The sequence below is a fragment of the Atlantibacter sp. MEI4A-1023 genome, from assembly GCF_056155425.1.
Window position 1 is genome coordinate 4671439 of record NZ_CM149568.1, and the last position, 20445, is coordinate 4691883.

At 53.1% G+C, this 20445-nt stretch carries 14 protein-coding genes, 1 tRNA gene and 3 rRNA genes; 5 read left to right on the plus strand and 13 right to left on the minus strand.

Annotation, left to right across the window (positions count from 1 at the left end):
• Positions 1-27: 27 nt before the first annotated feature.
• Positions 28-2814: a DNA polymerase I gene (gene polA / locus ACVV26_RS22150; RefSeq protein ID WP_474799375.1), complete on the minus strand. Its 2787-nt coding sequence runs from the start codon at positions 2812-2814 to the stop codon at positions 28-30.
• A 439-nt stretch (positions 2815-3253) separates the two neighbouring features.
• Between polA and yihG the strand changes: the two genes are divergently transcribed.
• Positions 3254-4162 carry a 1-acylglycerol-3-phosphate O-acyltransferase, YihG family gene (gene yihG / locus ACVV26_RS22155; RefSeq protein ID WP_474799376.1) on the plus strand — a complete coding sequence of 303 codons (909 nt, stop codon included), beginning with the start codon at positions 3254-3256 and terminating at the stop codon, positions 4160-4162.
• A 20-nt stretch (positions 4163-4182) separates the two neighbouring features.
• Here yihG and dsbA read toward each other — a convergent pair whose 3' ends face one another.
• The 3 genes from dsbA to ACVV26_RS22170 all read right to left on the minus strand — a co-directional run bounded on the left by dsbA (position 4183) and on the right by ACVV26_RS22170 (position 6165).
• Positions 4183-4806 (minus strand): thiol:disulfide interchange protein DsbA, encoded by a 624-nt coding sequence (gene dsbA / locus ACVV26_RS22160; protein WP_474799377.1) that lies wholly within the window; start codon positions 4804-4806, stop codon positions 4183-4185.
• Between the two features lie 27 nt (positions 4807-4833).
• A complete protein-coding gene (locus ACVV26_RS22165) occupies positions 4834-5820 on the minus strand; it encodes a serine/threonine protein kinase (RefSeq protein ID WP_474799378.1) in 987 nt (328 codons plus the stop codon).
• Positions 5821-5895: 75 nt separating this feature from the next.
• On the minus strand, positions 5896-6165 hold the full coding sequence (locus ACVV26_RS22170; protein WP_474799380.1) for a YihD family protein: 270 nt from the start codon (positions 6163-6165) through the stop codon (positions 5896-5898).
• Between the two features lie 69 nt (positions 6166-6234).
• On the opposite strand from ACVV26_RS22170, the gene mobA reads away from it, so the two are divergent.
• Both mobA and mobB read left to right on the plus strand, forming a co-directional pair.
• The gene (mobA, locus tag ACVV26_RS22175; RefSeq protein WP_474799382.1) at positions 6235-6807 is read left to right on the plus strand and encodes a molybdenum cofactor guanylyltransferase MobA; all 573 of its coding nucleotides are present in this window, start codon (positions 6235-6237) and stop codon (positions 6805-6807) included.
• Positions 6807-7325, plus strand: coding sequence for a molybdopterin-guanine dinucleotide biosynthesis protein MobB (mobB, locus tag ACVV26_RS22180; protein WP_474801972.1), 519 nt, complete (start codon positions 6807-6809; stop codon positions 7323-7325). The genes mobA and mobB overlap by 1 nt, the downstream gene beginning before the upstream one ends.
• Before the next feature lie 95 nt (positions 7326-7420).
• Here the strand turns inward: mobB and rrf are convergent.
• From rrf to ACVV26_RS22200, 4 genes are all read right to left on the minus strand, one after another.
• Positions 7421-7536, minus strand: a 5S ribosomal RNA gene (rrf, locus tag ACVV26_RS22185).
• 112 nt (positions 7537-7648) lie between these two features.
• Positions 7649-10557, minus strand: a 23S ribosomal RNA gene (locus ACVV26_RS22190).
• 208 nt (positions 10558-10765) lie between these two features.
• A tRNA-Glu gene (locus tag ACVV26_RS22195) sits at positions 10766-10841 on the minus strand.
• A gap of 80 nt (positions 10842-10921) precedes the next feature.
• A 16S ribosomal RNA gene (locus tag ACVV26_RS22200) occupies positions 10922-12463 on the minus strand.
• Together the 16S, 23S and 5S rRNA genes with 1 tRNA gene alongside form the textbook arrangement of a ribosomal RNA operon.
• Before the next feature lie 480 nt (positions 12464-12943).
• Here ACVV26_RS22200 and ACVV26_RS22205 point away from each other — a divergent pair.
• Both ACVV26_RS22205 and mdtD read left to right on the plus strand, forming a co-directional pair.
• Positions 12944-13639, plus strand: a complete 696-nt coding sequence (locus ACVV26_RS22205) for a FadR/GntR family transcriptional regulator (RefSeq protein WP_474799383.1) — start codon at positions 12944-12946, stop codon at positions 13637-13639.
• Positions 13640-13658: 19 nt separating this feature from the next.
• A complete protein-coding gene (gene mdtD, locus ACVV26_RS22210; protein ID WP_474799384.1) occupies positions 13659-15053 on the plus strand; it encodes a multidrug transporter subunit MdtD in 1395 nt (464 codons plus the stop codon).
• On the opposite strand, the gene rbsR is transcribed toward mdtD, so the two are convergent.
• The 5 genes from rbsR to rbsA form a co-directional block, all read right to left on the minus strand.
• Entirely contained in the window at positions 15050-16042 is a 993-nt protein-coding gene (gene rbsR / locus ACVV26_RS22215) for a ribose operon transcriptional repressor RbsR (RefSeq protein ID WP_312984957.1), read from the minus strand. The genes mdtD and rbsR overlap by 4 nt on opposite strands.
• 3 nt (positions 16043-16045) lie before the next feature.
• Positions 16046-16975, minus strand: coding sequence for a ribokinase (rbsK, locus tag ACVV26_RS22220; protein WP_474799385.1), 930 nt, complete (start codon positions 16973-16975; stop codon positions 16046-16048).
• Positions 16976-17057: 82 nt separating this feature from the next.
• On the minus strand, positions 17058-17945 hold the full coding sequence (rbsB, locus tag ACVV26_RS22225) for a ribose ABC transporter substrate-binding protein RbsB (RefSeq protein ID WP_125292928.1): 888 nt from the start codon (positions 17943-17945) through the stop codon (positions 17058-17060).
• 26 nt (positions 17946-17971) lie between these two features.
• Positions 17972-18937 (minus strand): ribose ABC transporter permease, encoded by a 966-nt coding sequence (rbsC, locus tag ACVV26_RS22230; protein WP_474799386.1) that lies wholly within the window; start codon positions 18935-18937, stop codon positions 17972-17974.
• Positions 18938-18939: 2 nt separating this feature from the next.
• Positions 18940-20442, minus strand: coding sequence for a ribose ABC transporter ATP-binding protein RbsA (gene rbsA, locus ACVV26_RS22235; protein WP_474799387.1), 1503 nt, complete (start codon positions 20440-20442; stop codon positions 18940-18942).
• Between the last annotated feature and the right edge of the window lie 3 nt (positions 20443-20445).

Here is a 20445-nt window from a genome sequence, read left to right on the forward strand (position 1 = left end):
CAGAAAAATGACTTTGCAGCTGATTTATTAGTGAGCCTGATCCCAATTTTCGCCACTACCCACCTCTACCAACAAAGGCACATCCAGTTTCATACTGTTTTCCATTAGCTCGTGGATCTTCACAGACACGGCTTCCACATCATCTTTGTGCACTTCAAACACCAGTTCATCGTGTACCTGCATGATCAGTTTGACGCGCGGCTGTTCTTTCTCAAGCCAGGCGTCTACAGCAATCATGGCGCGTTTGATGATGTCTGCGGCGGTGCCTTGCATCGGGGCGTTGATCGCCGCGCGCTCTGCACCGGCGCGGCGGGCCGCATTGCTGGATTTGATGTCCGGAAGATACAGTCGACGGCCGTCCAGCGTTTCAACATAGCCCTGCTCTTTCGCCTGCTGGCGGGTACGCTCCATGTACTCACGCACGCCGGGGTAGCGCTCGAAGTAGAGATCCATATATTTTTGCGACTCTTTACGCGGGATATTGAGCTGGCGCGATAGCCCAAATGCGCTCATGCCGTAAATCAGCCCAAAGTTGATCGCTTTAGCGCTGCGGCGCTGTTCGCCGGAGACGCTTTCCAGCGGCAAGCCAAACACTTCCGCCGCCGTAGCGCGGTGGATATCTTTGCCTTCGGCAAACGCGCTGAGTAAGCCTTTGTCGCGGGAAAGATGCGCCATGATCCGCAGTTCGATTTGAGAGTAGTCCGCCGAGACAATCACATAATCTTCCGGGGCGATAAACGCCTGGCGGATTCGGCGCCCTTCCTCATTACGTACCGGAATGTTTTGCAGGTTCGGATCGGTGGAAGAAAGCCGCCCGGTAGCCGCAACTGCCTGATGATAAGACGTATGCACGCGCCCGGTTTTCGGGTTAATCATCAGCGGCAGTTTATCGGTGTAGGTGGACTTAAGCTTGGCCAGCCCGCGATATTGCAAAATCACTTTCGGCAGCGGGTAATCCAGTGCCAGCTCTTCCAGCACTTCTTCCGACGTAGACGGCGCGCCGCCAGGTGTTTTCTTCAGCGGCTTAATGCCCTGCTTTTCAAACAGAATGGTTTGCAGCTGTTTGGTGGAAGAGAGATTGAATGGCTCACCGGCGATGTCATGGGCTTTTTGCTCCAGCTCGGCCAGGCGTAGCGTCAATTCTTCGGAATGACGGTGCAGTACCGCCGGATCGATCTTGACACCGTTACGTTCAACGCGCGACAGCACCGGTACCAGCGGCATCTCGATAGTTTCGAAAACGTGGCGCGGCCCTTTTTCTTTCTCCAGCTTCGGCCACATTTTGAGATGCAGTTGCAGAGTCACGTCCGCATCTTCGGCGGCATAGCGCCCGGCTTCTTCCAGCGCGATCTGGTTGAAGGTTAGCTGGTTTTTACCTTTACCCGCAATCTGTTCGAATGTGATGGTTTTATGCTTCAGCCAGCGATCGGCGAGGCTGTCCATATCATGGCGACCCGCAACGCTATCAAGAATATACGACTCCAGCATGGTGTCGAAGGCGATGCCGCGCAGTTCAATGCCGTAATTCTGCAACACGCCGCGATCGTACTTCAGGTTTTGCCCTACTTTACGGGCGCTTTCGCTTTCAAGCAGCGGCTTAAGCAGTTCCAGTACGCGTTCACAGGTAAGCTGTTCCGGCGCATCAAGGTAATCATGCGCGACCGGCACATAGGCCGCGATTCCCGGTTCGGTGGCGAAGGAGAAACCCACCAGCCGCGCGCTGTGATTGTCGAGACTGTCTGTTTCGGTATCAAAAGCGAATACTGGCGCTTTCTCAAGACGGGCAATCCACTCGTTGAGGGTGCCCTCATCAAGAATGGTGATGTAGTTGTCATAAGATAAGGCAACAGCCGGTTCATCAGGCTCTTCGTTGATAACAATGGTTTCCAGCGGTTTTGCCGCTGGCTTCGCACCTTTGGCCTGTAGCCATTTACCGGCTTCGACATCTGCAGTCCAGCGCTTAAATTCGTATTTTTTGAACAGATCGACTAACACATCCACGGTCGGCTGTTTCACTTCCAACTGGTCGCAAGCCAGTTCCAGTTCAACATCAGTTTTGATGGTAGCGAGCTGATAGGAGAGGTACGCCACTTCTTTATGATCGGCAAGCTTAGCGGCCATAGTTTTGGCCCCACGGAAGCTCAGACCGGCGATTTTTTCCGGCTCGGCAAACAGCGTATCCAGCCCACCCAGACCCTGTAGCAAGCCCTGCGCAGTTTTTTCGCCCACGCCAGGCACGCCCGGAATGTTATCCGAGGAGTCGCCCATCAGCGCCAGGAAGTCGATGATTAATTCCGGTGGCACGCCGTATTTAGTGACCACTTCTTCAGGACCAAGGATGGTATTGGTCATGGTGTTGATCAGCGTGATACCCGGAGTAACCAACTGGGCCATGTCTTTATCGCCGGTACTGATCAGCACCGGACGGCCCGCTTTTTCTGCTTCGCGCGCCAGAGTACCGATGACGTCATCTGCTTCTACGCCAGAGACAGCCAGCAGCGGCAGACCCATGGCTTTCACCATGGCGTGCAACGGCTCGATCTGCGCGCGAAGATCGTCGGGCATCGGCGGACGGTGCGATTTGTAATGCTCAAACAGCTCATCACGAAAGGTTTTGCCTTTGGCGTCAAAAACTACCGCCGCGTGAGACGGCTGATACTGCATCAACAGGCTGCGCAGCATATTAAGTACGCCGTACATGGCCCCGGTCGGCTCTCCTGCGCTATTCGTTAGCGGCGGGAAGGCGTGATATGCCCGATACAGGTATGAAGAGCCATCAACGAGGATAAGGGGATTTTCTGGGATCTGAACCATAATGTCCGTGCCTGATGTTTAAGTTATCCCTAAAGGATGCCATAGCTGGCAAAGAAATATGAATTTTTCAGACCAATATGCATGAAAGAATTAACGATCCTCGACCTCTCTCGCAGGATCAACCTGTGGATAACTGTGTGCACAAAAAATTTTATAATAAATACATATATAAAAATAACGATCGTTGAAATTAAAAAAAGTCTGAATATCAGTGCATTAAAATAAGATATTGATCTGCAATATTCCTCTCGCGATCGTTTGATTATTGTGGATATAAAATATCGCAAAGTTTGTTAAATCACTGATAAATCCGAGGCTTTACACGCATTCAAATACCGTAACGTTTCGGTTCGTCATCAAACCGGGATTTCTGATAAAATCTCCCACTTGTGCGCATTTTCAGCGTACCGTTTCCGATAAGCTCATGAATATAATCATTATGTCGAGATTGATTGCTGCGATAACGCTGTTTTTAAGTATCGCGCTAACTATTTTAGTGACGGTTTTTTGCTCTGTCCCGATTATCCTCGCGGGGATTATAAAGCTATTAATGCCATTTCCCGCCGCCTGGCGCACGATCTCTGCCTTCTGTAATTTCATGATGTATTGCTGGTGCGAAGGACTGGCTGCGCTGTTAAAACTGAATCCGCATTTAAAATGGGACGTGGAAGGTCTGGAAGGATTAAGCAACAAAAACTGGTATCTGCTGATTTGTAATCACTACAGCTGGGCCGATATCGTGGTGCTATGCGTTCTGTTCCGTAAACACATCCCCATGAACAAATATTGCCTCAAGCAGCAGCTCGCCTGGATCCCTTTTATTGGTCTGGCTTGCTGGGCGCTGGATATGCCGTTTATGCGTCGCTATTCCCGCAGCTACTTATTGCGCCATCCTGAACGGCGCGGAAAAGACGTCGAAACAACCCGTCGTTCCTGCGAAAAATTTCGTCATCATCCAACAACCATCGTTAATTTCGTCGAAGGCTCGCGATTTACTGAAGAAAAAAGCCAGCAATTACGCTCGCCCTTTAAACACCTGCTTCCACCAAAAGCGGCGGGTGTCGCCATGGCGCTTAATGTGCTTGGCAAGCAATTCGACAAGATGCTTAACGTCACGCTATGTTACCCACAAAATAGCGCAACGCCATTTTTCGATATGCTGAGCGGCAAACTTACCCGCATTGTCGTGAGAATCAATCTCCTACCGGTGGCGGATGAATTACACGGTGATTATGTCAGCGATAAAAATTTTAAACGGCAGTTCCAACTCTGGCTGAATGCAATCTGGAGTGAGAAAGACCATCAGTTGGACGCGATAAAGCAGCAATACAAAAAAGCCGGTCAGTGACCGGCTTTTTCATTTCTGGCTTATTTTTTCTCAACCAGGAATTTCACGGTATCCGCATATTGCTGAACAAATGCGTCCATGTTGCTGGTATCCATACCCTGCGGGTTCAGCTGATATTTACCGTTAACAAACATTGCCGGTACACCACGCAGTTCAAGATCGGCAGCCGCTTTTTCCTGCTGGGCGACCAGAGATTTCACCACGAAGCTGTTCCAGGCGGCGTCGTATTCTTCACCTTTCACACCCGCATCAATAAAGACTTTACGGATATCCGCAACGGTCTGTACGGTTTGGGTTTTCTGAACGGCATCAAACATCGGCGCAGTGATTTTGTCTTCCACGCCCAATGCCACTGCGACCGCCCATGCCTGGGTTAAATCTTTACCCAACGGCCCCAAAAATTCGACGTGATACTTGGTCATTTTGGTGCCTTCCGGCAGTTTCTTTTTCACGTTGTCAGAAACGTGGATGACTTCCTCAAACTGATAGCAGTGCGGGCAATAGAATGAGAAAAACTCAAGCACTTGCGGTTCGCCGGCAACCGGTTTTTCGAGCGTAATGTACTGTTTACCGTCGGTGATTTGGGCCGCTGATGCGCTAAATGCCAGAATCATCCCCGCCAGCGCCAGTAATACTTTTTTCATCTTCAACTCTCTCCTGAATATTACAGATTAATACATCGGCGTTAACTGCAATGGGGGTTCATTGAGAACCCGTACCTGCTCTTGAAACGTTGCCGTTTGCCTGCGCCAGTAATCTTCCTCTGTTAGCCAGGGAAAATTACGGGGAAACGCAGGATCTTCCCAGCGTCGAATTAACCACGCCAGGTAATAAACCATACGCATCGCGCGTAACGGTTCAATTAAGGCCAGCTCGCTCATATTGAAGGGAGTAAATTCTTCGTACGCTTCAATGATGGTTTCGAGTTGCATGCGCTGCTCGGCTTTATCGCCGTTTAACAGCATCCATAAATCCTGTACGGCGGGGCCGTTGCGCGCATCATCCAGATCGACGAACAGCGGCCCGTCGCGCCAGAGAATATTTCCGGGATGGCAATCTCCGTGTAATCGCAGTATGTCGCCGTTATCGTCCCAACGTGCTCTGACCGCATCGATCAAGGCATCGGTTGCGCTTAGAAAACCATTTTTTAACGCAGCGGGAACCAGAGAGGAAGCGGCCAGCAAAGCACGCGGCTCAATAAGGTATTCATGGATGCCAATCGAAGGGCGATGCTGGAACAGCGCGCGACGACCAGCCTGATGAAGACGGCCAAGGTAGCGTCCCACCCATTCCATCTGATCGAGGTTATCAGTTTCATATTGACGGCCTCCCAGGCTGGGGAAAACCGCAAAGCGGTAGCCCTGGTGTACAGGTAGCGTTGTGCCGTTAAGCATCAAAGGCGCTGCCAGCGGGATCTCATCAGCGGCTAATTCCAGCGCAAAAGTGTGTTCTTCAAGTATTTGCGCATTCGTCCAGCGCTGCGGACGATAGAACTTCACCACATAGCGTTTACGATCTTCATCCTGAAACTGGTAAACGCGATTCTCATAGCTATTCAACGGCGTTAGCCCGGAATCAACGCGGATGCCTTGTTCAAATAAGGCATCCATTATGATGTCCGGGTGTAACGTCTGGAATGTAAAAGCGTTATCTGTCATTCCGTTATCCAAAAATACGACCAATACTTCAGAATATCATTCCGGCGACGCATTGTTGGCTTCGCTTACATGCTTTTACTCTTTAATGACGCCGCGAGCCCGCAATAGTGCCGTTTTAAAGTCCTCTTCGTAATCTTTTTTTAATCCAGGAATGGCTTCGTCTTTCGCGGAATCACGCATTTTGAGGTGATATATCAAGATATCATCGGTGAGATCGGCCAGATCGCCGGTAAAACCTGACTCCTTCGCCAGTTTCTGCAAAAATTGCATCAGATTAAGGTCGGGCTCTTTTTGCCAGGCTGGCTGAAGTAATTCGATAACTTCATTAAGGCGTTTGCATTTCATAATGGCGCTCCTTTCTTAGAGAAAGACACGTTAACAGGGTCAAACCCACAATAAAAGAGGCGATACTTTTTGGAGAATTTAACGGGTGCAATACTGGCTGGAGGCCGGGCGACGCGGATGGGCGGCCAGGATAAAGGTCTGTTGCAACTTAATGGCAAGCCGTTATGGCAGCATGTGGCGTCCAGCCTGTTACCGCAGGTTGATTGCCTGGTGATTAGCGCAAATCGCAACATCGAACAGTATCAGCAAAGCGGTTTTAGCGTGATTACCGATACGCTGGCGGATTTTCCAGGGCCGCTGGCGGGAATACTGTCGGTTATGCAGACGGTTGAAAGCGACTGGTATCTGTTCTGCCCTTGCGATACACCCCATATCCCTTCAGATTTAGTCGCATGTTTACAGGCGGGAATTCACGATGCCCCCGCAGCCTGGGTTAACGATGGACAGCGCGACCATCCCACGCTGTGCCTGATAAACAGGCGCGTTGCGCCGTTGCTTGCAGCGTATTTAGCTAGCGGAGAAAGACGCGTAATGGTTTTCCTGAAGAAGATCGGTGGTCATGCCGTGTTGTTTAATGACAGAACGCATTGCTTTGCAAACGTCAATACCCCTGACGATCTTGAACAGTGGCAGGTGACATGATGACGCCCATACTCGGCATTGCTGGCTGGAGTGGTACAGGGAAAACTACGTTGTTGAAAAAGCTTATCCCAGCGTTAAATCAGCGCGGTATTCGTACGGGATTGATTAAGCACACCCATCACAACATGGACGTCGATAAGCCAGGCAAAGACAGCTATGAACTGCGCAAAGCAGGGGCGTATCAGACACTGGTCGCCAGTACGGAACGTTGGGCATTGATGACGGAAACGCCGGATGAAGCACCACTCGATCTTCATTATCTGGCCACCCGGATGGATCATCGCACACTGGATATCATCCTGGTAGAAGGGTTTAAGCACGAAACCATACCCAAGCTGCTTTTATACCGTGAAGGAACAAAGCATAGCGTTGTCGATCTTGATTGCGATGAGTATGCCATTGCATTAGTCACCGATATCAAGATGCCTCACCGTTTGCCGGTTATTGATATTAACGATGAGCAGCAGGTAGCTGATTTTATTGAGGAGTGGCTGAAAAAGGAGTCGCATTTAGCTTAATAAAGCAGCGGATCGATATTCGTTCCGTCTGTTTTTTGTTATATCGCAGACAGCAAAGAGCCCATCCGTGAGGATGGGCTTCTGCTTTGTTTGATGCCTGGCAGTTCCCTACTCTCGCATGGGGAGACCCCACACTACCATCGGCGCTACGGCGTTTCACTTCTGAGTTCGGCATGGGGTCAGGTGGGACCACCGCGCTCTTGCCGCCAGGCAAATTCTGTTCACCTGCCGCACTGGTTATTTCTCACAGGGCCGCAGGCATTAATCCGGTTAAGCTGAAAATCTCTCTCAATCACCCAGCACCAAAACCACTCTGGCGTTGTAAGGTTAAGCCTCACGGCTCATTAGTACCGGTTAGCTCAACGCATCGCTGCGCTTACACACCCGGCCTATCAACGTCGTCGTCTTCAACGTTCCTTCAGGAGACTTAAAGTCTCAGGGAGAACTCATCTCGGGGCAAGTTTCGTGCTTAGATGCTTTCAGCACTTATCTCTTCCGCATGTAGCTACCGGGCAGTGCCATTGGCATGACAACCCGAACACCAGTGATGCGTCCACTCCGGTCCTCTCGTACTAGGAGCAGCCCCCCTCAATTCTCCAGCGCCCACGGCAGATAGGGACCGAACTGTCTCACGACGTTCTAAACCCAGCTCGCGTACCACTTTAAATGGCGAACAGCCATACCCTTGGGACCTACTTCAGCCCCAGGATGTGATGAGCCGACATCGAGGTGCCAAACACCGCCGTCGATATGAACTCTTGGGCGGTATCAGCCTGTTATCCCCGGAGTACCTTTTATCCGTTGAGCGATGGCCCTTCCATTCAGAACCACCGGATCACTATGACCTGCTTTCGCACCTGCTCGCGCCGTCACGCTCGCAGTCAAGCTGGCTTATGCCATTGCACTAACCTCCTGATGTCCGACCAGGATTAGCCAACCTTCGTGCTCCTCCGTTACGCTTTAGGAGGAGACCGCCCCAGTCAAACTACCCACCAGACACTGTCCGCAACCCGGATCACGGGTCCACGTTAGAACACCAGCCATTAAAGGGTGGTATTTCAAGGATGGCTCCACGCAGACTGGCGTCCACGCTTCAAAGCCTCCCACCTATCCTGCACATCAAGGACCAGTGTTCAGTGTCAAGCTATAGTAAAGGTTCACGGGGTCTTTCCGTCTTGCCGCGGGTACACTGCATCTTCACAGCGATTTCAATTTCACTGAGTCTCGGGTGGAGACAGCCTGGCCATCATTACGCCATTCGTGCAGGTCGGAACTTACCCGACAAGGAATTTCGCTACCTTAGGACCGTTATAGTTACGGCCGCCGTTTACCGGGGCTTCGATCAGGAGCTTCTCCTCGCGGATAACCCCATCAATTAACCTTCCGGCACCGGGCAGGCGTCACACCGTATACGTCCACTTTCGTGTTTGCACAGTGCTGTGTTTTTAATAAACAGTTGCAGCCAGCTGGTATCTTCGACTGGCTTCAGCTCTACGGGTAAACCGCTTCACCTACATGCCAGCGTGCCTTCTCCCGAAGTTACGGCACCATTTTGCCTAGTTCCTTCACCCGAGTTCTCTCAAGCGCCTTGGTATTCTCTACCTGACCACCTGTGTCGGTTTGGGGTACGATTTCGTGTTACCTGATGCTTAGAGGCTTTTCCTGGAAGCAGGGCATTTGTCACTTCAGCACCGTGGTGCCTCGTCATCACGCCTCAGTGTTAACAGCATTCCGGATTTACCTGGAACACCCACCTACACGCTTAAACCGGGACAACCGTCGCCCGGCCAACATAGCCTTCTCCGTCCCCCCTTCGCAGTAACACCAAGTACAGGAATATTAACCTGTTTCCCATCGACTACGCCTTTCGGCCTCGCCTTAGGGGTCGACTCACCCTGCCCCGATTAACGTTGGACAGGAACCCTTGGTCTTCCGGCGAGCGGGCTTTTCACCCGCTTTATCGTTACTTATGTCAGCATTCGCACTTCTGATACCTCCAGCAGACCTCACAGTCCACCTTCGACGGCTTACAGAACGCTCCCCTACCCAACAACGCATAAGCGTCGCTGCCGCAGCTTCGGTGCATGGTTTAGCCCCGTTACATCTTCCGCGCAGGCCGACTCGACCAGTGAGCTATTACGCTTTCTTTAAATGATGGCTGCTTCTAAGCCAACATCCTGGCTGTCTGGGCCTTCCCACATCGTTTCCCACTTAACCATGACTTTGGGACCTTAGCTGGCGGTCTGGGTTGTTTCCCTCTTCACGACGGACGTTAGCACCCGCCGTGTGTCTCCCGTGATAACATTCTGTGGTATTCGTAGTTTGCATCGGGTTGGTAAGCCGGGATGGCCCCCTAGCCGAAACAGTGCTCTACCCCCACAGATGAATTCACGAGGCGCTACCTAAATAGCTTTCGGGGAGAACCAGCTATCTCCCGGTTTGATTGGCCTTTCACCCCCAGCCACAGGTCATCCGCTAATTTTTCAACATTAGTCGGTTCGGTCCTCCAGTTAGTGTTACCCAACCTTCAACCTGCCCATGGCTAGATCACCGGGTTTCGGGTCTATACCCTGCAACTTAACGCCCAGTTAAGACTCGGTTTCCCTGCGGCTCCCCTATACGGTTAACCTTGCTACAGAATATAAGTCGCTGACCCATTATACAAAAGGTACGCAGTCACCCCATAAATGAGGCTCCCACTGCTTGTACGTACACGGTTTCAGGTTCTTTTTCACTCCCCTCGCCGGGGTTCTTTTCGCCTTTCCCTCACGGTACTGGTTCACTATCGGTCAGTCAGGAGTATTTAGCCTTGGAGGATGGTCCCCCCGTATTCAGACAGGATGTCACGTGTCCCGCCCTACTCATCGAGTTCACAGCATATGCGCTTTTGTGTACGGGACTATCACCCTGTACCGTCGGACTTTCCAGACCGTTCCACTAACACACATGCTGATTCAGACTCTGGGCTGCTCCCCGTTCGCTCGCCGCTACTGGGGGAATCTCGGTTGATTTCTTTTCCTCGGGGTACTTAGATGTTTCAGTTCCCCCGGTTCGCCTCGTTAACCTATGTATTCAGTTAACGATAGTGCAACGAATTGCACTGGGTTTCCCCATTCGGACATCGTCGGTTATAGCGGTTCATATCACCTTACCGACGCTTTTCGCAGATTAGCACGTCCTTCATCGCCTCTGACTGCCAGGGCATCCACCGTGTACGCTTGGTCGCTTAACCTCACAACCCGGAGCAGTTTCTGCTTCGTGCTGCAAGTGTTTGAGAGACTCTGGCATGGCATCGTCATTCCTTATTACGGAGAAATGCGACGGCATGCCGTTTCAATTTTCAGCTTGTTCCGGATTGTTAAAGAGCAAATATCTCAAACGTGACTTTACAGTCAGTTTTGAGATATTAACGGTAACGCCTTTCACTCATTACCAGCAGGTGGCGTCCCTTAGGGGATTCGAACCCCTGTTACCGCCGTGAAAGGGCGGTGTCCTGGGCCTCTAGACGAAAGGGACATACATCTTTCGCAGACACCCTGCTTCTTACTTTCTATCAGACAATCTGTGTGAGCACTGCGCGGGTGGTATCTTTAAGGTAAGGAGGTGATCCAACCGCAGGTTCCCCTACGGTTACCTTGTTACGACTTCACCCCAGTCATGAATCACAAAGTGGTAAGCGCCCTCCCGGAGGTTAAGCTACCTACTTCTTTTGCAACCCACTCCCATGGTGTGACGGGCGGTGTGTACAAGGCCCGGGAACGTATTCACCGTGGCATTCTGATCCACGATTACTAGCGATTCCGACTTCATGGAGTCGAGTTGCAGACTCCAATCCGGACTACGACGCACTTTATGAGGTCCGCTTGCTCTCGCGAGGTCGCTTCTCTTTGTATGCGCCATTGTAGCACGTGTGTAGCCCTGGTCGTAAGGGCCATGATGACTTGACGTCATCCCCACCTTCCTCCAGTTTATCACTGGCAGTCTCCTTTGAGTTCCCGGCCGGACCGCTGGCAACAAAGGATAAGGGTTGCGCTCGTTGCGGGACTTAACCCAACATTTCACAACACGAGCTGACGACAGCCATGCAGCACCTGTCTCACAGTTCCCGAAGGCACTTCCGCATCTCTGCAGAATTCTGTGGATGTCAAGACCAGGTAAGGTTCTTCGCGTTGCATCGAATTAAACCACATGCTCCACCGCTTGTGCGGGCCCCCGTCAATTCATTTGAGTTTTAACCTTGCGGCCGTACTCCCCAGGCGGTCGACTTAACGCGTTAGCTCCGGAAGCCACGCCTCAAGGGCACAACCTCCAAGTCGACATCGTTTACGGCGTGGACTACCAGGGTATCTAATCCTGTTTGCTCCCCACGCTTTCGCACCTGAGCGTCAGTCTTTGTCCAGGGGGCCGCCTTCGCCACCGGTATTCCTCCAGATCTCTACGCATTTCACCGCTACACCTGGAATTCTACCCCCCTCTACAAGACTCAAGCCTGCCAGTTTCGGATGCAGTTCCCAGGTTGAGCCCGGGGATTTCACATCCGACTTGACAGACCGCCTGCGTGCGCTTTACGCCCAGTAATTCCGATTAACGCTTGCACCCTCCGTATTACCGCGGCTGCTGGCACGGAGTTAGCCGGTGCTTCTTCTGCGGGTAACGTCAATGAAAGCGGTTATTAACCACTCTCCCTTCCTCCCCGCTGAAAGTACTTTACAACCCGAAGGCCTTCTTCATACACGCGGCATGGCTGCATCAGGCTTGCGCCCATTGTGCAATATTCCCCACTGCTGCCTCCCGTAGGAGTCTGGACCGTGTCTCAGTTCCAGTGTGGCTGGTCATCCTCTCAGACCAGCTAGGGATCGTCGCCTAGGTGAGCCGTTACCCCACCTACTAGCTAATCCCATCTGGGTTCATCTGATGGCAAGAGGCCCGAAGGTCCCCCTCTTTGGTCTTGCGACGTTATGCGGTATTAGCTACCGTTTCCAGTAGTTATCCCCCTCCATCAGGCAGATCCCCAGACATTACTCACCCGTCCGCCACTCGTCAGCAAAGCAGCAAGCTGCTTCCTGTTACCGTTCGACTTGCATGTGTTAGGCCTGCCGCCAGCGTTCAATCTGAGCCATGATCAAACTCTTCAATTTAAAAGTTTGATGCTCGTGAATTAAACTTCGTAATGAATTACGTGTTCACTCAGAGACTTGATAATTCTATGTGCATCCGAAGATGCTGAGATATCAATCCTGCGAGTGCCCACACAGATTGTCTGATAAATTGTTAAAGAGCAGTGCCGCTTCGCTTTTTCTCAGCGGCGCGGGGTGCGTATATTACGACTTCCCGCTTCAGAGTCAAGCGTTAATTTTCGCTTTTCCCTGCCGAACTCCCCGGAGGGACTTCGCTGACCGGCCGGCTCATTCGCCGTTGTTCCGTGTCAGTGGTGGCGCATTATAGGGAGTAATCAGAATCTGACAAGCCTATTTTTCAAAATAATTTCCGAACGTCTCTTTTTTATGCATATGACTTATTAATCCAGCAATTATGTGAGCTTTTGCTGTTTTTTGCATCGAACCTTATGGGCCGATGGCATACTACACCGTAAAACCTCTCTATAAAGGGAATGCACTATGCCTTTATCTGCACATCAGTTAGCGGCCCAAAAGAACCTTTCTTACGTCCTTGCAGAAAAGCTGGCGCAACGCATTCTTAAAGGGGAATACGCACCCGGCACGATTTTGCCCGGCGAGATTGAGTTGGGCGAGCTGTTTGGGGTGAGCCGAACCGCCGTACGCGAAGCCGTTAAGACATTAACCGCAAAAGGGATGGTGCTGCCGCGACCGCGAATCGGCACTCGCGTGATGCCGCAGAACAACTGGAACTTCCTCGATAAAGAGTTGTTAGGATGGTGGATGACCCAGGATAACTTCTCTGAGGTTATTACCAACTTTCTGGTCATGCGAACCAGCCTGGAACCACAGGCCTGCATGCTGGCGGCCCTTCATGGTACGGATGCGCAGAAAACGGCGCTTAAAAAAACCATGAACGAGATGGTAGGCCTGAAAATGGCATTTGACCGGCAACGCTGGGTTGATGTTGACGTCTCTTATCACGAACAGATCTACGAAATGAGCGGAAACCCGTTCCTTACCTCCTTCGCAACGCTGTTCCATTCCATCTATTACAATTACTTCTCATCTATTACCCATAACGAAGTGATTAAACTCGACGTTCATCAAATGATTGTCGACGCTATTCTCAGGGGCGATGGCGAAGGTGCATCTTTAGCCTGTCGCGAACTGTTGCGGGAGCCCCACCAACCCTGAAAGCGCAAATAAGGTAGTCATGATTAAAAAAGCTCGCAGTATGGCAGGGCTGCCGTGGATTGCGGCGATGGCCTTTTTTATGCAGGCGCTGGACGCCACCATTCTTAACACCGCGTTACCCGCTATCGCCCAGAGTCTGGACCGCTCGCCGCTGGCGATGCAGTCCGCCATTATCAGTTACACCCTGACGGTGGCGATGTTGATCCCCGTCAGCGGCTGGCTTGCTGACCGCTTCGGCACCCGCAAGGTATTTATGATTGCGGTGATGCTGTTCACTCTGGGATCGCTGGCCTGCGCCCTGTCTCAAAACCTCGGCCAACTGGTGCTGTTCAGGGTGATGCAGGGCGTCGGCGGGGCGATGATGATGCCGGTCGCCCGTCTGGCGTTGCTGCGCGCCTATCCACGTAGCGAATTACTGCCGGTATTAAATTTCGTGACCATGCCTGGCCTGGTCGGGCCGGTTCTTGGCCCGGTGCTGGGCGGCGTTCTGGTGACCTGGGCCAGCTGGCACTGGATTTTCTTAATCAATATCCCTATCGGTATTGCCGGTCTGCTGTATGCGCGCAAATACATGCCCAACTTTACGACGCCGCGCCGCGGGTTCGATATGGGCGGTTTTTTGCTGTTCGGCCTGAGTCTGGTGCTGTTCTCCAGCGGGATGGAGTTGTTTGGCGAAAAGATAGTGGATACGTGGATTGCTGGCTTAGCGATCGCCAGCGGCCTGGCGCTGCTGATGGCGTATATAGTCCACGCCCGCCGCCATCCCAACCCGATCATTGCGCTACCGATGTTTAAAACCCGCACCTTCTCTATCGGCATCGCGGGCAATATCGCGTCGCGCCTCGGCACCGGCTGCGTACCGTTTTTGATGCCATTGATGTTGCAGGTAGGATTCGGCTACCAGGCGCTGATCGCTGGCTGCATGATGGCGCCGACGGCCATTGGCTCGATTCTGGCCAAATCGATGGTGACGCAAATCCTGCGCAGCCTCGGTTACCGGAAAACCCTGGTGGGCGTCACGCTGTTTATCGGTCTGATGATCGGCCAGTTCGCGTTGCAGTCCCCTGCGATGCCTGTCTGGGCGCTGATACTGCCGCTGTTTATTCTGGGGATGGCGATGTCAATACAGTTCACCTCGATGAATACCATCACCCTTGCGGATCTTACTGATGAGAACGCCAGCAGCGGCAACAGTATGCTGGCGGTGACTCAGCAATTGTCTATCAGCCTTGGGGTCGCGGTGAGTGCGGCAGTACTGCGTTTTTATCAGAGCGATCAAACCACCAGCACCGTGGGGCAGTTCCACAGCACCTTTATTACTATGGGTGTGATTACCCTGGTCTCAGCGCTGGTATTTATGCTGTTACGCCCGAAAGACGGACGTAACCTGATAAAAGAAAGGCATAAAGCTTAAGACGAACCGCGCGCAATCAGCTCTGGTGTTAATTGCAGGCGTTGCTGGGCAAGCCCCGGCTGCGCCATGCGATGGATCAGCACATCAATAGCCAGCTCGCCCAGTTCATCTTTCGGTTGATGAACGGTGGTCAGTGGCGGGGTCATATAGCGCGCGAGTTCAATATCGTCATATCCCACCAGCGCCATATCTTTTGGAATGCTCAGCCCGGCCTGATAGAGCGCCTGGTATGCGCCAACTGCCATCGCATCGTTGCCGGTAAACACCGCGTCAGGGCGCTCCGCTAACGTCAGCAGGGCGTTCATGGCGCTAAATCCGCTGGAAAACTCAAAGTCGCCGGTAATCTCATAGCCGTCAGGAATGGCCAGCCCGGCACGCGCCATGGCGTTGCGATACCCCTCCAGCCGCAGGCGTGACGGCGTTTTATCCAGCGGCCCGGTGATACAGGCGATGCGCCGATAGCCTTTATCAATCAAATGCTGAGTGGCGATTTCACCGCCCAGCAGAGAGTTATCCTGAATCAGATCGCTGTCGCCATCAAAGGGTGCCCAGTCCATCATCACGGTGGGTATCGAAGGATAACGCGTCATGATTTCGGCGGAAGGTTGATGCGTTTCGGTACACAGCAGCAGCAGGCCATCGACGCGCTTTTGCAGCAGCGTTTCCAGATTGCTGTTCATGCGCTGTTCGTCGCCTTCGGTATTGCACAGCACCAGGCTGTAACCGCGCTCGAAACAGCTGCGTTCCACACCGCGCACGATTTCTGAAAAGAAGGGGTTGCTACTGGCGGTGATCAGCATCCCGATGGTACGGGTCTGGTTCAGCTTCAGGCTGCGTGCCAGCGCCGAGGGGGCATAGTTCAGGGTTTTTACCGCGTCATTCACTTTTAAACGAATCGCTTCGCTCACGAAGCGATCGTTATTAATGACGTGAGAAACCGTGGAAGTGGAGACGCCCGCCAGGCGAGCAACATCCTTCATCGTCGCCAAGCGTTACCCCTGTTGCTTTAAGAAATCGTCGATCTCATTACGCCACGGTACGGAAGGCTGTGCCCCGCGCCGGGTCACTGCGATAGCGGCAGCGGCATGGGCGAAGCGAATCGCTTCCGGCAACAGTTTCTCTTCCAGCAAGGCGGTAACTAACGCGCCGTTAAAGGTATCGCCTGCGGCAATCGTATCCACAGCATCGACTTTAAAACCCGGCACGCGCTGGCCTTTGCCGTCACGGCTGGCCCATACGCCACGGCTGCCTAAAGTGATGATCACCGTGCCGATGCCTTTATCATGTAACCGCTGCGCCGCCTGTGCGGCATCGTCATCGGTTGCGACTTTCACGCCGGTCAGCTTTTCCGCTTCGGTTTCATTGGGGGTGATAATGTCCACCAGGCGCAGCAGTTCATCTGGCAGTTCCCGCGCCGGAGCCGGGTTGAGGATGACGGTAGTTTGATGTTGATGGGCAATTTTCGCGGCTTCGACGACGCTTTCTACCGGGGATTCCAGCTGCATCAGCAGCGCGGAGGACTGGGCAATCAAATCGTGCTGCGCCGTGACGCGCTCCGGCGTCAACGCGCTGTTGGCCCCGGCACTGATGCCGATAACGTTCTCGCCCTGGGCGTTAACGAAAATCAGCGCCACGCCCGTGGATTCACCCTTGATGGTATCTACCGGCGAGATATCAATATTATCGCTGGCTAACTGAGTACAGACCCGACGCCCGGTATCGTCATCACCCACGCAGGCAATAAACGCAATATCCGCACCGCTACGGCCGGCGGCAACCGCCTGATTTGCGCCCTTCCCACCGAACGCGACCTGGTATTGGCTACCGGTCAGGGTTTCACCCGGCTTCGGGAACGATTCAAGATTAAGGATATGGTCGGCATTGATACTGCCCAGAACAACCAGCTTGCCAGTAGTATTCATCTTCGGGTGTCCCGTCAAAATGCGCCACCCGGGTGGGTGGCGCGGTGCCCTGCTTTTCTTATTACTTTATGTAATCTGTGACTTATTTGGTAACCAGCTTCAGCTCAACCGGGATTTGCTTCTCAACTTTTTCGCCTTTCAGCACTTTATCCGCGGTTTCCACGCCGATAACACCAATCTGATCGGCCATTTGCGCCACGGTTGCGCCTAACTTGCCGCCTTCAACCGCTTTCACGCCGTCGGCGGTGCCGTCAAAACCTACCACCAGCACGTCTGATTTACCGGCGGTTTGCAGCGCGCGCAGTGCGCCCAGCGCCATTTCATCGTTCTGAGCAAATACAGCCTGCACGTCCGGATGCGCGGTCAGCAGGTTTTGCATCACGTTCAGGCCTTTGGTGCGGTCGAAGTCAGCCGGCTGGCTCGCCAGGACGGTAAATTTGTGGGCCGCAGTCGCCTGTTTGAAACCTTCACCACGCTCACGGGCAGCAGAGGCACCTGCGATACCCTGCAGCTCGATCACTTTCGCGCCTTCACCCAGTTTTTTAGCAATGAAGTCACCGGCCATTTTGCCGCCTGCCACGTTATCAGACGCCACGTGGCTGACCACGTCGCCTTTGGATGCCATACGGTCCAGGGTGATCACCGGGATTTTGGCCTGGTTAGCCATCTTCACGGCATTACCTACCGCATCGGAGTCGGTTGGGTTAATCAGCAGTAATTTAGTGCCGCGAACGGTCAGATCCTGAACGTTGGCAAGCTCTTTAGCCGGGTTATTCTGGGAATCCAGCACCACCAGGTTATACCCCAGTTTGTCGGCTTCTTTCTGCGCGCCATCTTTTAATGACACAAAGAACGGGTTATTCAGCGTGGAGATAACCAGCGCGATCGTGTCTTTAGCCATAGCGTTGGCGCTCACGGTGGCGCTTAACGCAACAGCAGAAACCAGGGTAGCCAGTTTTTTCATGTTCATAGTCAGATGTCCTGTAGAGTAATCAGTTACTGCTTTTTGTTGTCTACCAGTACCGCCAGCAGAATGACGACTGCTTTAACGATCATCTGGTAATAGGAAGAAACACCTAATAAATTCAGTCCGTTGTTCAGGAAGCCAAGGATCAGCGCACCGATCAGCGTCCCCACAATACGGCCTTTACCGCCCGCCAGGCTGGTACCGCCCAGTACCACCGCCGCGATAGCGTCCAGCTCATAGCCAGTACCGGCCGTCGGCTGTGCGGAAGACAGACGCGCCACTTCAATAACACCCGCCAGCGCGGCCAACATGCCGGACAGCGAATAAACGATGATTTTGACTTTATTAACGCTGATGCCGGACAGACGCGTCGCCGCTTCGTTACCGCCCAGTGCATAAATATAACGGCCCAGACGGGTGTGATGCAGCATATACCAGGCGGCGAGAAAGACGATCGCCATGATCCACACCGGCGTCGGGATGCCCAGCGGGCGACCGATACCAAACCAGCCAAACAGATCGGCGTTGTCAGAGAACCCGGTGTTAATCGGGCTACCGTCGGTGTACACCATGGTCACGCCGCGCAGCAGCAGCATCATCACCAGGGTAGCGATAAACGCCTGCACGCGTCCTTTGGCAACAATAACGCCAGTCACGCCGCCAATCGCCGCACCGAGCGCCAGCGCGCCCGCCACAGCCACCAGCGCGTTCACTTCCAGGCCCACGATTGAGGCGGCGACCGCGCCGGTTAACGCCAGCAGGGAACCGACAGACAGGTCGATACCTGAGGTGAGGATAACCAGCGTCATGCCTACCGCCATAATGGCGTTGACCGACGTTTGCTGCAGGATGTTGAACAGGTTATTAACGGTAAAGAAGTTCGGGCTCATGGTGGAGACCACCGCGATCAGCACCAGCAGGGCAATCAGCGATTTTTGCTCTAACAGCCACGCTTTAGTGAAATAGCGACGGCCAGTGATAGTCTGGGTACTCATTGTCATACTCCTGCGCGGTTTAGCTTGCCAACAGCCGCCGCCATCAGCACTTCCTGAGTGGCCTGCTCGCGTGTGAACTCACCGCCGAGATGCCCCTCGTGCATCACAATGATGCGATCGCTCATGCCCAACACTTCCGGCATCTCAGACGAGACCAGAATGATGCTTAAGCCATCAGCTTTGAACTGGTTGATTAACTGGTAGATCTCTTTCTTGGCACCGACATCGACGCCGCGCGTCGGCTCATCAAGGATCAGCACTTTCGGACGGGTCATCAGGCCGCGGGCTATCGCCACTTTCTGCTGATTACCGCCGGAGAGCAAACCTATCGCCTGTTCCATTGACGGGGTTTTGACGTTGAACAGCCGGATAAAATCGCTGACTGCCTGCTGCTCGTCCTGATGCTTCAGGCCGCCACCGCTACGGCTGAAATAGCGCAGCGCGGTCAGAGACATGTTCTCTTTTACCGACATGCCCAGCACTAAACCATCGCGCTTACGGTCTTCAGAGATATAAACGATGCCGTTCGCCAGGCCATCCTGCGGAGAGCGGGTCACGACTTCATGGCCGTCGAGCGTGACGTATCCGCTGATGCGCGGCAACGCGCCGTACAGCACTTTCATCAGCTCAGTACGCCCTGCGCCCATCAGCCCGGCAACACCAAGGATTTCCCCTTTGCGTAAGCGAAAGGAAACATTGTTGACGCCAGGCCCGCACAGATTATCGACTTTCAGACGCACCTCGCCCGGCGCTTTGTCCAGGTGTGGATACTGATCTTCGAGCTTGCGACCCACCATCATTTCAATCAGCGTGTCTTCGGTCAGCGTCGCCACTTCGCGTTCGGCAATAAATTGCCCGTCGCGGAATACCGTAACGTCATCGCAGATCTCGAAAATTTCTTTCATGCGGTGGGAGATATAGACAATGCCGCACCCCTGGGCTTTCAGCTCGCGGATCACGCGGAACAGCGATTCGGTTTCGGTATCCGTCAGGGCGTCAGTAGGTTCGTCCATGATGATGACTTTGGATTCAAAGCTCAGCACCTTGGCAATTTCCACCATCTGCTGATCGCCAATAGACAGTTCGCCCACCAGCCGGTGGCTGTTAAAGCGCAGGTTCAGTTTGGCGAGCAGCTTGTCGGCTTCGGCATACATGGTTTTCCAGTCGATTTTGCCAAACCGGTTAACAAATTCGCGGCCCAGGAAGATGTTCTCCGCAATAGTCAATTGCGGGATCAAGTTAAGTTCCTGGTGGATAATGCCGATGCCCGCTTCCTGAGACGATTTCGGACCGTTGAAGGTCGTCTCCTGGCCCAGCCATTTCAGCGAGCCGGCATCACGTTGATAGATGCCAGTCAGCACTTTCATCATGGTGGATTTACCGGCACCGTTTTCGCCGACCAATGCCATAACGCGGCCTGAATAGACATTCAGCGCCGCGCCGGAAAGGGCTTTTACACCGGGGAATGACTTATCAATCCCCTTAAGTTGCAGTAATGCGTCCATGTC